Annotated in this window: 13 protein-coding genes; 8 read left to right on the top strand and 5 right to left on the bottom strand. The window is 71.6% G+C overall.

Annotated features, from left to right (window positions below):
- Window positions 1–2: 2 nt before the first annotated feature.
- Window positions 3–491 (top strand): SRPBCC family protein, encoded by a 489-nt coding sequence (locus tag MUG78_RS11350; protein ID WP_246994860.1) that lies wholly within the window; start codon window positions 3–5, stop codon window positions 489–491.
- Between the two features lie 17 nt (window positions 492–508).
- Here MUG78_RS11350 and MUG78_RS11345 read toward each other — a convergent pair whose 3' ends face one another.
- Window positions 509–1,915 (bottom strand): MFS transporter, encoded by a 1,407-nt coding sequence (locus tag MUG78_RS11345; RefSeq protein WP_246994857.1) that lies wholly within the window; start codon window positions 1,913–1,915, stop codon window positions 509–511.
- A gap of 33 nt (window positions 1,916–1,948) precedes the next feature.
- The gene (locus MUG78_RS11340; RefSeq protein WP_246994855.1) at window positions 1,949–3,352 is read right to left on the bottom strand and encodes an NAD(P)H-quinone dehydrogenase; all 1,404 of its coding nucleotides are present in this window, start codon (window positions 3,350–3,352) and stop codon (window positions 1,949–1,951) included.
- Between the two features lie 102 nt (window positions 3,353–3,454).
- Here MUG78_RS11340 and MUG78_RS11335 point away from each other — a divergent pair, with 102 nt between their 5' ends.
- Entirely contained in the window at window positions 3,455–3,946 is a 492-nt protein-coding gene (locus MUG78_RS11335) for a gamma-glutamylcyclotransferase family protein (protein WP_246994853.1), read from the top strand.
- 23 nt (window positions 3,947–3,969) lie between these two features.
- Here the strand turns inward: MUG78_RS11335 and MUG78_RS11330 are convergent, their stop codons facing one another.
- Window positions 3,970–5,151, bottom strand: coding sequence for an amidohydrolase (locus tag MUG78_RS11330; protein WP_246994851.1), 1,182 nt, complete (start codon window positions 5,149–5,151; stop codon window positions 3,970–3,972).
- Window positions 5,151–5,846: an enoyl-CoA hydratase/isomerase family protein gene (locus MUG78_RS11325; protein WP_246994849.1), complete on the bottom strand. Its 696-nt coding sequence runs from the start codon at window positions 5,844–5,846 to the stop codon at window positions 5,151–5,153. Before MUG78_RS11325 ends, MUG78_RS11330 begins: the two co-directional genes overlap by 1 nt.
- Before the next feature lie 37 nt (window positions 5,847–5,883).
- Here MUG78_RS11325 and MUG78_RS11320 point away from each other — a divergent pair, with 37 nt between their 5' ends.
- The 3 genes from MUG78_RS11320 to MUG78_RS11310 all read left to right on the top strand — a co-directional run bounded on the left by MUG78_RS11320 (window position 5,884) and on the right by MUG78_RS11310 (window position 8,855).
- Window positions 5,884–6,696 carry a purine-nucleoside phosphorylase gene (locus tag MUG78_RS11320; RefSeq protein WP_246994847.1) on the top strand — a complete coding sequence of 271 codons (813 nt, stop codon included), beginning with the start codon at window positions 5,884–5,886 and terminating at the stop codon, window positions 6,694–6,696.
- The gene (locus MUG78_RS11315; protein WP_246994845.1) at window positions 6,693–8,195 is read left to right on the top strand and encodes a phospho-sugar mutase; all 1,503 of its coding nucleotides are present in this window, start codon (window positions 6,693–6,695) and stop codon (window positions 8,193–8,195) included. Before MUG78_RS11320 ends, MUG78_RS11315 begins: the two co-directional genes overlap by 4 nt.
- Before the next feature lie 117 nt (window positions 8,196–8,312).
- Window positions 8,313–8,855, top strand: a complete 543-nt coding sequence (locus tag MUG78_RS11310) for a hypothetical protein (RefSeq protein ID WP_246994843.1) — start codon at window positions 8,313–8,315, stop codon at window positions 8,853–8,855.
- 6 nt (window positions 8,856–8,861) lie between these two features.
- On the opposite strand, the gene upp is transcribed toward MUG78_RS11310, so the two are convergent.
- A complete protein-coding gene (gene upp, locus MUG78_RS11305; RefSeq protein ID WP_246994841.1) occupies window positions 8,862–9,506 on the bottom strand; it encodes a uracil phosphoribosyltransferase in 645 nt (214 codons plus the stop codon).
- 73 nt (window positions 9,507–9,579) lie between these two features.
- Here upp and MUG78_RS11300 point away from each other — a divergent pair, with 73 nt between their 5' ends.
- The 3 genes from MUG78_RS11300 to MUG78_RS11290 are packed head-to-tail and all read left to right on the top strand — an operon-like array spanning window position 9,580 to window position 12,087.
- The gene (locus tag MUG78_RS11300; RefSeq protein ID WP_246994839.1) at window positions 9,580–9,879 is read left to right on the top strand and encodes a type VII secretion target; all 300 of its coding nucleotides are present in this window, start codon (window positions 9,580–9,582) and stop codon (window positions 9,877–9,879) included.
- The gene (locus MUG78_RS11295; protein ID WP_246996983.1) at window positions 9,879–10,814 is read left to right on the top strand and encodes a C40 family peptidase; all 936 of its coding nucleotides are present in this window, start codon (window positions 9,879–9,881) and stop codon (window positions 10,812–10,814) included. The genes MUG78_RS11300 and MUG78_RS11295 overlap by 1 nt, the downstream gene beginning before the upstream one ends.
- A gap of 10 nt (window positions 10,815–10,824) precedes the next feature.
- The gene (locus tag MUG78_RS11290) at window positions 10,825–12,087 is read left to right on the top strand and encodes a SatS C-terminal domain-containing protein (protein WP_246994838.1); all 1,263 of its coding nucleotides are present in this window, start codon (window positions 10,825–10,827) and stop codon (window positions 12,085–12,087) included.
- Window positions 12,088–12,099 lie beyond the last annotated feature (12 nt).

The following is a 12,099-nucleotide window of genomic DNA, read 5'->3' as shown; positions in this document are numbered from 1 at the left end:
CCATGCCTGTCACCGACGTCACCACCGACATCGCCCACTGCACCCTCACCATCGAGGCCGCGTTCGACGCGACCGTCGAGCGCGTGTGGGCCCTGTACGCCGATCCGCGCCAGCTCGAGAAGGTGTGGGGCCCGCCGGAGGTGCCCGCCACCTTCGTCGACCACAACCTGACGCCCGGCGCCAAGTGCACGTACTACATGACCGATCCGAACAGCGGCGAGAAGTACTACGGCTGGTGGATCATCACCGAGGCCGACGCCCCGAGCCTGTTGACCTTCGACGACGGCTTCGGCGACGCCGACTTCAACCCGGCCCCCGGCATGCCGATCAGCAAGAACGTCTACCGTTTCGAAGCGGCCGACGGCGGCACGCGCGCGCTGTACACCTCGGTCTACCCCGATGCCGCGTCGCTGCAGCAGGTGCTGGACATGGGCGTGATCGAGGGCGCCAGTTCCGCCATCAACCAGATCGACGCCTTCCTGGCCGGCTGACCCCTGATCGGAACGATTCAGCGCGCGTGCTGTGCGCGGTGGCGTCGGTCGGCCGCGAACTCACCGAAGACCGCGGCCACCGCGACCACTCCGACGAGGGCGTAGCCGACGCTCAGCACGCGCGCCGAACCCAGGATCTCGGGGCCGCCGACCGCCACCAGCAGCCCGGCCATCGCCGAACCGAAGGCGGTCGCGATCAGCTGCGTGGTGTTCATGCCCGCCGAGACGTGGGCGGCCTCATGCGGGTCGTCGCTGACGCGCAGGCCCGCGGTGAGCCAGTGCGCCATCGCCATGCCGATACCGCAGCCGGCGACGAACAGCGCGACGAACCAGCCGGTCACCACGGCACCGCTCGGCCCGTCGACCTGGAGGGCCGCGTAGCCCACGAAACCGAGCGAGATCAGCACCGGACCGGCCACCTGCACGCGGCGGCGGACCCGGTCGGAGGTGACCGTGGAACTGATCAGCGAGGCCACCGTCCAGCCCCAGGAGATCGCCGCCCCGAGCAGTCCGGCCACCAGCGGCGACATGCCGCCCAGCCGCTGCCCGAACAGCGGCACGAAGGTCTCGATGGTCGACGCCAGGGTGAGCAGCCCGATGGCGAGATAGATCCACCGCAGCGGTGACGCACCGTGGTAGACCAGGCGCGGCAGCACCCGGTGCGCGGCGCCGCGTTCGCGCCACACGAACGCCACCGTCGCCGCCACGGCGCCCAGCACCCACAGGCCGGTGGCCGTCGACGACGACACGATCGACGCGACGCTGAGCGCCAACGCGGCCGCGGCAAGCAGCACCAGCGCCGTCCAGGGCACCGGATCGGCGTCGCCCCCGGTGCCGCTCCGCACCGGCAGCACCCGCGCCGCGACCGCGGCCAACCCCACCGCGATCGCCGCCAGCAGCAGGAAGGCTCCGCGCCAGAAGCCGATCTGGGCGAAGAAGCCGCCCACCACCGGACCGGCCAGATTGCCCACGCCCCACATCGCCGACAGCAACGCCACCGCGCGCTGCCACAGCGACGCGGGCAGCACCAGGCGCACCACCGCGAAGGCCAGTCCGGCCAGCAGCCCCGCGGCCAACCCCTGTACCGCGCGGCCGGTCAGCAGCACCGGCATGCTCGGCGCGACGGCTGCCAGCAGCGTGCCGAGCGCGAACACACCGAAGCCCCCCAGGTACGACAGCCGGCTGCCGAACCGGTCCAGGGCCCGCGACACCAGCATCGACGACGCCACCGACGCGACGACGAAGACCGTCATCGTCCAGGCATAGAATTCGCCGCCGCCGATCTGCGTCACCGCACTCGGCAGCAGACTGGTGGTCACATAGGTGTTGGTCGCGAACAGTCCGATGCCGCCGGCCAACACCACCACCGGGGCCCGATGTTCGGGGCCGAACAGTTCACGCCAACCACCGACGACGTCGGACACGCCGGTACCGCCCCGCTCTAGTCCAGATCGTCCCTAGTCCAGATCATCGTGGCGGACCAGCTGGCGCGCGGCCTCGGTGATGGAACCGGACAGCGACGGGTACACCGAGAAAGTGTTGGCCAGATCGGAGACCTGCAGCTTGTTCTCCACGGCGAGGGCGATCGGGAGGATCAGCTCGGACGCGATCGGCGAGACCACCACGCCGCCGATCACCACGCCGGTGGCGGGGCGACAGAAGATCTTCACGAAGCCGCGGCGCAGACCGCTCATCTTGCCGCGCGGGTTGGTGGCCAGCGGCAGCATCACGGTGCGCGCCGGGTACTCCCCGGAGTCGATCGCGTTCTGCGAGACGCCGACGGCGGCGATCTCCGGCCGGGTGAAGATGGCCGAGGCGACGGTCTTGAGCCGGATCGGGCTCACGCCCTCGCCCAGCGAGTGGTACATCGCGATGCGGCCCTGCATGGCCGCCACCGAGGCCAGCGGCAGCACGCCGGTGCAGTCGCCCGCGGCGTAGACACCGGGCACGGACGTGCGGGAGACGCGGTCCACGGTGATGTAGCCGCCGCGGTCCACCCTCACGCCGACATCGGCCAGGCCGAGGCCTTCGGTGTTCGGGACGGAGCCGACGGTCATCAGCACGTGCGAGCCGGTGACAGTCTGGCCGTCGGCCAGGTGCACCTGCACGCCGTCGTCGACGCGTGCGACGCGATCGGCGCGCGCATGCTTGATCAGGGTGACGCCGCGCTCGGAGAACGCCTCCTCCAGGGCCAGCGCCGCGTCTTCGTCCTCGTGCGGCAGTACGCGGTCGCGGCTGGAGACCAGGGTCACCTTCACACCGAGCTCGGTGTAGGCGTGCACGAACTCCGCGCCGGTCACGCCGGAACCGACCACCACCAGGTGTTCGGGCAGCTCGTCGAGGTCGTACAGCTGGCGCCAGTTGAGGATCCGCTCCCCGTCGGGCTTGGCGTCGGGCAGCTCGCGCGGGGAGGCGCCGGTGGCGATCAGCACCACCTCGGCCTCGAACGACTCCACGGTGCCGTCGGCGTGGGTGGCGATCACCTCGTGCACGCCGCTGCCGGCCGGCGTCTCGGACAGCTTGCCGGTGCCGTTCACGATCCGAACGCCCTCGCTGACCAGCCGCGCGCGGATGTCCGCGGACTGCGCGAACGCCAGGTCCTTGACCCGCTGATTCATCTGCGGCAACGTCACCGGGGCCGAACCCACATCGATCGAGATGCCGAGGTCGGCGGCCTTGCGGACCTCGGTGCGCACACCGGTGGTGGCGATGAACGTCTTGCTCGGCACGCAGTCCCACAGCACGCAGGCGCCGCCGATGCCGTCCGAGTCGATCAACGTGATGTCGGCACCGTACGCCGACCCCGCCTGCGCCGCCTCATACCCTGCCGGCCCTCCACCGATGATCACGATCCGCGCCACTTAGTCATCTCCTTGCCAGCAGGGTCTGTTCGCTCTCAAACCTACCCTCCTCGCGGCGGCGCGCAGTTTCCTCCACCGCGGCGAGGGCATAGGCTGTGCGCCGTGCCCCTCTATGCCGCCTATGCGTCGAACATGGACCCCGCTCAGATGTTGCAGCGGGCTCCGCACTCGCCGATGGCATCCACCGGCTGGCTGTACGGCTGGCGCCTCACGTTCGCCGGTGACGACCTCGGCTGGGAGGGCTCGTTGGCCACCGTCACCGAGGACCGCGACGACCCGGAGGCCAAGGTTTTCGTGGTGCTGTACGACGTCCCCACCGAGGATCAGGCCAACCTCGACCGCTGGGAGGGCACCGAACTCGGCGTGCACCGCAAGATCCGCACCCGCGTCACCACCGCCGACGGCCCGGTCATGGTGTGGCTGTACGTGATCGACGGATACGAGGGCGGCCTCCCTTCGGCGCGGTACATCGGCATGATCGCCGACGCGGCCGAAGTGGCCGGCGCACCGGCCGAGTATGTCCGTCGGCTCCGGCTGCACGAGGCCCGTAACGTGGGTCCGGGGCCGGAGGAACCGATGGACAATCAGCCCTGAGTCGGCGCTCCTAGTGCCCCGTGCTAGAGCAGCGGGGGCTCCGGTTCCAGCTCGCCCTGCAGCACGGCCCCGGCGAGGGTGGCGATGCCCACTGCGATCGCCCGCTCGTCGAGGTCGAAGTCCGGCTGATGCAGGTCGCCGTGCGGTCCCGTGCCCGACCACACGCCCAGGCGTGCCATCGCGCCCGGCGCTTCCTGCAGGTACCAGGCGAAGTCCTCGCCGCCCGCCGACTGCGGGGTGTCGACCTCGGCGGCCGGATCGATCGCGCCGACGGCACGCCGCAGCATACCGACGCTGTCTTCGTCGTTAACCACCGGCGGAACGCCGCGCACATAGGTCAGGTCGTAGCTCACGCCCAGCGGGGCGACGAGCTCGCCGACGATGCTGCGCACCAGGGGCTCCATCTCGTCCCACACTTCCTGGTCGCCGGTTCGGACGGTGCCGCGCAGGCGCCCCTCCTGCGGAATGGCGTTGGGCGCATCGCCGGAATGTGCTGCGCCCCAACCCATCACGGTGCCCGAACGGGGATCCACGCGGCGCGCCAAGACGCCCGGCAGGCCGGTGATCAGCGCGCCCATCGCATAGACGAGGTCGCCGGTCAGATGCGGCCGGGAGGTGTGCCCGCCCGGTCCGCGCAGGTGCACCTCGATGCGATCGGCGGCCGACGTCAACGCACCCGCGCGCAGGCCGACGGTGCCGACCTGCAGGTGCGGATCACAGTGCAGCGCAAAGATTCTCGCGAGGCCGTCCATCGCGCCGGCGTCGATCGCGTCGAGGGCGCCGCCGGGCATGATCTCTTCGGCGGCCTGGAACACCAGGCGCACGCCGAACGGCAGATCGTCGATCCCGGCCAGCAGGCAGCCCACGCCCATCAGGATGGCGGTGTGCGCGTCGTGCCCGCAGGCATGCGAGACGCCCGCCACCTGGGACGCGAACGGCAGGCCCGTCTGCTCGGTCACCGGCAGTGCGTCGAGGTCGGCACGCAGGCCGATCCGCGGCCGATCGGCGGGGCCGAAGTCACAGATCACGCCGGTGCCCTTGGGCAGCACCACCGGCGACAGGCCCGCCGTGGTCAGGACCTCCACCACCTTGGCGGTGGTGGCGAACTCCGCCCTCGACAGTTCCGGCGCCGCATGAATCTCGCGGCGCCAGGCGATCACCTGATCCAGGTTCGCGTCGAGCCAGTCGCTGATCGCCGGGAACATCAGAGCAGCGTCGGCGGCACGGGGGTGTTCAGGTCCTCCAGCAGCGGCAGCCGCAGTCCGCGCTTGATCGTCGCCAGGTTGTCATTCACCAGGCTCGCGCGTTCGCGGGCCAGTTCGCGACCGCGCTCGAGCAGAGCGTCGGCGTCGACCGCCTCTTCGACGATCCCGGCCGCCACGGCGTCGTCGGCGCCGTAGCGACGGCTGGTCAGCATGGCCTCGGTGGCCGTGGCGTCGGGAGTGCGGGTGCGCACCAGCGCCGCCATGCCGCGGGTGAACGGCATGTTGAGCGCCGCCTCCGGCAGCGACCAGAAGCCGCGCTCGGTGCGCATGATGCGGTGATCGGCGCACAGCGCGAGCATCGCGCCGCCGCCGAAGGCGTGGCCGTTGAGCGCGGCGATACTCGGCACCGGCAGCGTCAGGACGCGGACGTACAGCTGGTGGATGCGGTCCAGGTAGCCGGGCAGTTCGGCGAAGTTGCTCGCGATGAAGTCGGTGTCCAGGCCGTTGGTGAAGTACTTGCCGGTCGCGGTCAACACGATCGGCTTGCCGGCGGCCACGGCCTCGTCGAGCGCCTGGTTCACCTCGTCGAGCCAGCCGAGGGTGAAGCGGTTCTCCGGGTTTGTCTCGTCGAGCTCGCGTCCGGGCGCACCCAGGTAGACCTCGGCGGCGTCGTCGTGCAGGGAGAAATAGGGCATGGCGATGACTCTATCGCCCGGCACTAGGGTGGGCACCATGGATCCCACCGTCGACGCCGACGCCGCCGCGGTCGCCGCGGCCGCCTTCCTCGCCGCGCACACCGATTGCCGTCGGCACGACGTCGCGGTGGTGCTCGGCTCGGGCTGGGCGCCCGCCGCCGACGAGTTCGGCCGCCCGGTCGCCGAGGTGCCGATGACGCACATCCCCGGCTTCACCCTTCCGTCCGCGCAGGGGCACAGCGGATCGGTGCGGTCGGTGCGCATCGGCGGCTCCCGCGTGCTGATCATGGCCGGCCGGGTGCACGCCTACGAGGGCCATCAGCTGGCGCGCGTGGTGCATCCGATCCGGACCGCCGCCGCGGCCGGGGTGCGCACCGTGGTGCTGACCAACGCGGCAGGCGGGATCGCCGACGGCCTGACCGTGGGCGAACCCGTCCTGATCAACGATCAGCTGAATCTGACCGGCCGTTCGCCGCTGCCGGGCGCGCAGTTCGTGAACATGGTCGACGCCTACGCACCCGCCCTGCGCGAGTTGGCCCGCAGCGTCGATCCGTCGTTGCGCGAGGGCGTCTACGCCGGGCTGCCCGGGCCGCAGTACGAGACGCCGGCCGAGATCCGGATGCTGCGTACCGTCGGCGCCGACCTGGTGGGCATGTCGACGGTGCACGAGACCATCGCCGCCCGCGCGGCCGGGCTGGATGTCCTCGGGGTGTCGTTGGTGACCAATCTGGCCGCCGGAATCACCGGGGAACCGCTGGCGCACGCGGAGGTGCTGGAGGTGGGCCGCGCCTCGGCCACCCGCATGGGCACGCTGCTCGCCGAGGTCGTCGCCGCCCTCGATCAGCGATGACACTGCGTTTCGGGACCGCCGGGCTGCGCGGACCGGTGCGCGAGGGACCGGACGGCATGAACGTCGGCACCGTCACCCGGGCCACCGCCGGTCTCGTCCATTGGCTGGCCGCACAGGGGGACAGCGGCGCGGCGGTGGTGGTCGGCCGGGACGCCCGGCACGGCTCGGCGGACTTCTTCGCCGCCACCACGCAGGTGTTGGCCGCGGCCGGATTCGACGTGGTGGCCCTGCCCGCGCCCGGGCCCACCCCGCTGGTCGCCTTCGCCACCCGCCTGCTGAACGCGGCGGCCGGCGTCATGATCACCGCCTCGCACAATCCGGCCGGCGACAACGGCTACAAGGTGTACGTCCGCGGCGGCGCACAGCTCCTCTCCCCCGCCGATCGGGAGATCGAGGCCGCCATCACCGCCGCCCCGCCCGCGGAGCAGGTGCCGCGGCGCGCCGTGCCGGCGGATCCGCGGGCCGCCGCGATCGCCGAGCAGTACCTGGCCCGCCTCGACGCCCGGTTCGGGCCGCCCGTCGCCGACGGCGTCCGCATCGCGCTGACCGCCATGCACGGTGTCGGCGGCATGCTGGCGCGGGAAGCGTTGGCGCGCAACGGGTTCACCGACGTGCACGTGGTCGCCGAGCAGTTCGCCCCCGACCCGGACTTCCCCACCGTCGCCTTCCCGAATCCGGAGGAGCCGGGCGCCACGGATCTCCTGCTGGCGTTGGCGCAGGAGTGCTCGGCCGATCTCGCGCTCGCCCTGGATCCGGACGCCGACCGGTGCGCCGTCGGCGTCCGGGGCGCGGACGGGACCTGGCGGATGCTGACCGGCGACGAGACCGGTGCACTGCTGGGCGACGCCGTGCTCGACGAGCACCTGCCCGCCGCCGTGCCGCCGGTGGTCGCGTCGTCGATCGTCTCCGGCACCCTGCTGCACACGATCGCCGCCGCGCGCGGGGCCCGCGCGGTGCGCACGCTCACCGGTTTCAAGTGGTTGGTGCGCGCTGGCGAGCCGCTGGTCTACGCCTACGAGGAGGCCCTCGGGCACTGCGTCGATCCCGCGGCGGTCCGCGACAAGGACGGCATCAGTGCCGCGGCCGCGCTGGCCCGGCTGGCCGCGGCCCGCGGCAGCCTCGCCGCGGTCCTCGACGACCTGCAGGAGCGGTACGGACGGCACGCGACGGCGCAGCGCAGTCTGCGCGTGGACCACGTCGCGCAGATCGGCGCACTGATGTCCCGGCTGCGCACCGACCCGCCGTCGACGCTGGCCGGAATCGACGTCACCGCCGCCGACCTGCTCCGCGACGGCCCCGGCCCGCACACCGATGCGGTCGAGCTGACCGGAGTCGACGCCGCGGGCATCGCCGTGCGCGTGGTGGCGCGGCCCAGCGGCACCGAGCCGAAACTGAAGTACTATGCGCAGGTCAGCACCCCGCCCGGTGCCGAGGTCGGCGCGGGCCAGCTCGACGATCTACTCGAACGGGTGCTGGCCGAACTGCCCGGAGAAGCGTGAGGGAGCCGCGATCATGTCCTACCCCGAATACCCGATCCCCACTACCCGCAGCCCCAATACCCCCAGCCGCAATACCCCCAGCCGCAGCCGCCGAATCGCGGACCGCAGATCATCGCCGTGATCGCGGCGATCGTCGCACTCGCCGCGGTGGTCGCCGTGATCGTCCTGTTCGTGAACTCCGGGGGCGACGACGAGGCCGCCGCGCCGGAGAGCAGCGGGCCGGTGGTGACCGAGTACGTCCAGGCACCGCCGTCGCCCGGCTCGGACACCGACACCGGCGTCAAGCAGCCCCCGGCGCCGAGCACGACGCCGTCGTCGTCGACCGCTCAGCAGCCGATTCCGCCGATCGACGGCGCGACCTCGCACGGTTTCGTCGGCGGCCCCACCTGTGACGACACCGCCGATCCGCTGGTCTTCATCGGCTACACCCAGCGCTCGGAGGTGATCGTCTGTCAGGTGGGCCGGCAGACCGGCCGCTACTACTACAAGGGCAAGGCCGACGGGAATTCGAGCCACGTGGACTTCCCCACCCGCTCGGGCAACACGTTCACCGCGACCAACGGCAGCACCTCGTACATCGTGTCCCCGCAGTCGCTGGTCATCACCGAAAACGGCCGGGTGCTGGCCACCGAGCCGATGCTCGAGGCCTGGGTCGGCTAGTACCCGTTAGAAGTTGCGCGGGCCGAACAGTCGGTCGCCTGCGTCGCCGAGGCCCGGCACGATGAACGATGCGTCGTTCAGGCCGTCGTCGAGGCCGCCCACCATCAGGCGCAGTCGGTGCCGTGAGTTCTCCAGTGCCGCAATGCCTTCCGGCGCCGCGACCACGCAGATCGCGGTGAGGTCGGTGGCGCCGCGGGCCGCCAGCACATCCAGGGTGTGCAGCATCGATCCCGCCGTCGCGAGCATCGGATCGAGCACGAACACCGGGCGGCCGGACAGATCCTGCGGCAGCGACACCAGATACTCGGCCGGGAGGGCGGTGTCCTCGTCGCGGGCGACACCGACGAAACCGATCTGCGCCTCGGGCACGGCGCCCATCGCCGCGTGCAGCATGCCCAGGCCGGCGCGCAGCACCGGCACCATGAGGGGCGCGTCGGTCAGCATCGCGCCGGGGCACGGGCCGATCGGGGTGCGCACCACCACGTCGTCGACCGGCTGGTCGGCCATCGCCTCGTAGATCAGCATCCCGGTGAGCTGCGTGAGCAGATCACGGAATTCGGCGCTCGAGGTGTTTTCGTCGCGCAGCCGGGTCAGCCGGGACCGCACCAGCGGATGGTCGACGACGCGGTAGTCCAGACGGTGGGTGCTCATGTCCGCACAGCGTAATCGCCACGCCGGGGACGCCATCGTGGAACCGAACCGGGCACCGCTGCGTCTAATCACCATGAAACCTGTCGCAGTCACCGATTCCTCGCTCTCGCAGATCGCCGGGCGGCAGAGTGCCGCCGCCGGGATCGTCACCGAACGGGCCGTCGCCGAACGCCTCGACACCGCCGCATTGACGCCGACCTTCGGCCTCATCGGCGCCTCGTTTCTGGCGGCGCTCGGTGCGGCCATGAACACCCGGGCCGCGCGGCTCGACGCGTTGGCCGGCAGCCACACGCAGCAGGCCACGGCCACCGTCGCCGCGGCGGCGGGCTACGGCAGCACGGATGCCGCGAACGCGGCGGGGGTGTCGGCGTGATGTTCGAGTTCCTCATCGCGCCGCTGCGCATGCTGATCGCCGCCCTCGGCACCGGCGAACTGCCGACCGGGGGCCCGACCACCACGCTCGCCGCCTCCCAGACCGCGCTCGACGGCGCGGCCGACCTCACCCGCGGCGCGGCCCGGCAGGCCACCACCGATTGGCTCGGCACGGGCGGCACGGCCGCCGCCGACCGCGCCGTCACCACCGCGGCGGCGGGCGTCGTCGAGGGCGGCAACGGAGCAGACATCTCGGCCGCGGTGGCGACCGCCGCGGGCCGGGTGAAGCAGGCGAACGCCGAGCTGAACCGGTTGGCCGACGCCTTCGTCGCGGCCGCCTCGGCCGCCGCCCCCACCGTGACGCCCGCGGCCCTGGCGGTGCTGGTCCCGCTGGCCGCCGACTACCTGGGGCGCGGGCTGGCGGTGATCGCCAAGACGCAGGCCGAGCTCGCCGCCGACGCCCGGGGGCTGGGCCGGATCACCGCGCCCGAGCACGTCCGCACCGCGGGTCCGGCCGGACTCACCGACGTCCCCGGGCCGGGGAAGGTGCCGATCACCCTGCCCGACGGTTCCGTGGCCTACGCGCCCAACGCCCGGGCCGCGGCGGCGGTGCGTGCCGCGCTCAGCCAGCGCGGAGTCCCCTACGTGTGGGGCGGCACCACCACCGACGGTTTCGACTGCAGCGGCTTCACCCAGTGGGCCTACCGGCAGGCCGGCTTGGAGCTGCCGCGCCTGGCCCAGGACCAGGACACGGCCGGTTTCCCGGTGAGCCAGTCGCAGCTGCAACCGGGTGATCTCGCGGTGTGGAGCGGCCACGTCGCGATGTACATCGGCAACGGTCAGCTGATCGAGACCGGCGGCGATCCGGTCGGGGTGACCGCCCTGCGCACCACGAATGCCGACCAGAGTTTCGAGGGCTTCTACCGCCCCCGGTAGGCTCATCGGCATGGCCGGAGACATCGTGCCCATCGAGCTCGGATTGACCGATGGCAACCTGTTCACCCTGTGGGCTCCTCGCTGGCGCGAGGGCGATGACGAGTGGGAGGCTTTCCTGGGTCTGGAGGACGACCTGTACGGGTTCGACTCCGTCGCCGCCCTGGCCGCCTTCGTGCGCACCGACGACGACAACGACCTCGCCGATCACCCGCAGTGGGCGACGATCACCGAGCTGCAGGCCGACGAACTCATCCCGGACGAGAAGCACTCGTACGACCTGATCGGCGTGCCCGAGCTGGCCGCCGAGGACCCGCGCGGGCAGGTCATCGCCGAGCTCGAGGATGCGCTGGAGATCACCCGCATCATCGGTGAGGTCTGCGATCTGACCCCGATCACCAAGTTCTTCACCGCCAACCCGATCCTGGGCGCCGTGACCGTCGGCACCGAGAACTTCCAGGGCCGCGACGGCGTCGACCTCTGGGTGCGGATCGGCCGCCTGATCGCCAAGCACTGGGACGACGTCATCGACGCCCTCGACGACGTGGTGACCACGCCCGACGTCGACGCCGCCGCCCTCAGCATCGCCGAGGGCGAGCTCGACGCCGCGGCCTCCGCCGAAGACGAGGACGAGCCGGAGTTCGATCCGGTCGACCCGCTCGACGAGGACTCGGACGCCGACAGCGACGACGATGACGATGAGGACGACGCAGACGACGTCGACGAAGGCTTCTGGGGCGAGGTCGGTATCGATCCGATCCGGATCTACACCGACACCGGCGAGTACCTGACGCTGCGCTGCTACCTCGGCGACGACGCCGTGTTCCTCGGCGCCAAGGGCACCATCTACGGCTTCACGTCCGAGCGCGCCCTGACCCGCTACCTGGCCGAACACAACGACCATGCGCTGGCCCGCGTCTCGACCTACGGCGAAGTGCAGGCGATGGCCAACGCCGGCGAGCTCACCTACGACGTGCTCCCGGAGAACGTCTACGCGCTGCCCGGCATCGACGAGGACATCCTCGACGGCCCGCGCCGCGTCGACTCCCGCCAGCTCGACCTCGCCGTCGAACTGCTCTCCGACGCCGCCGACTTCGCCGACCTCGACTCGGTGGACGAGGCCCTGGGCACCACCACCCCGCTGGGCTGGTTCGTCGACTACACCGTGAAGCCGGACCCGAATCGACTCGCCCCGTCGGGCCCGTTCGACAACGAGTCCGAGTCGTGGCGCGCGCTGGTCAGCGACTTCGAGGAACGCCTCGTCCGTCGCGGCTGAACCCTGCCCGGC

This window comes from Gordonia alkaliphila (genome assembly GCF_023017165.1).
GTDB lineage: Bacteria > Actinomycetota > Actinomycetes > Mycobacteriales > Mycobacteriaceae > Gordonia > Gordonia alkaliphila.
The sequence above is the reverse complement of the archived record's forward strand: the minus strand, read 5'-3'. Positions and strand labels throughout refer to the sequence as shown.

What these genes read in the sequence shown, in the direction of transcription:
- MUG78_RS11350 (WP_246994860.1), top strand. Translation starts at nt 3, where the DNA reads ATGCCTGTCACCGACGTCACCACCGACATCGCCCACTGCACCCTCACC.
- MUG78_RS11330 (WP_246994851.1), bottom strand. Translation starts at nt 5,151, where the DNA reads ATGTTCCCGGCGATCAGCGACTGGCTCGACGCGAACCTGGATCAGGTG.
- MUG78_RS11325 (WP_246994849.1), bottom strand. Translation starts at nt 5,846, where the DNA reads ATGCCCTATTTCTCCCTGCACGACGACGCCGCCGAGGTCTACCTGGGT.
- MUG78_RS11320 (WP_246994847.1), top strand. Translation starts at nt 5,884, where the DNA reads ATGGATCCCACCGTCGACGCCGACGCCGCCGCGGTCGCCGCGGCCGCC.
- MUG78_RS11315 (WP_246994845.1), top strand. Translation starts at nt 6,693, where the DNA reads ATGACACTGCGTTTCGGGACCGCCGGGCTGCGCGGACCGGTGCGCGAG.
- upp (WP_246994841.1), bottom strand. Translation starts at nt 9,506, where the DNA reads ATGAGCACCCACCGTCTGGACTACCGCGTCGTCGACCATCCGCTGGTG.
- MUG78_RS11300 (WP_246994839.1), top strand. Translation starts at nt 9,580, where the DNA reads ATGAAACCTGTCGCAGTCACCGATTCCTCGCTCTCGCAGATCGCCGGG.
- MUG78_RS11295 (WP_246996983.1), top strand. Translation starts at nt 9,879, where the DNA reads ATGTTCGAGTTCCTCATCGCGCCGCTGCGCATGCTGATCGCCGCCCTC.
- MUG78_RS11290 (WP_246994838.1), top strand. Translation starts at nt 10,825, where the DNA reads ATGGCCGGAGACATCGTGCCCATCGAGCTCGGATTGACCGATGGCAAC.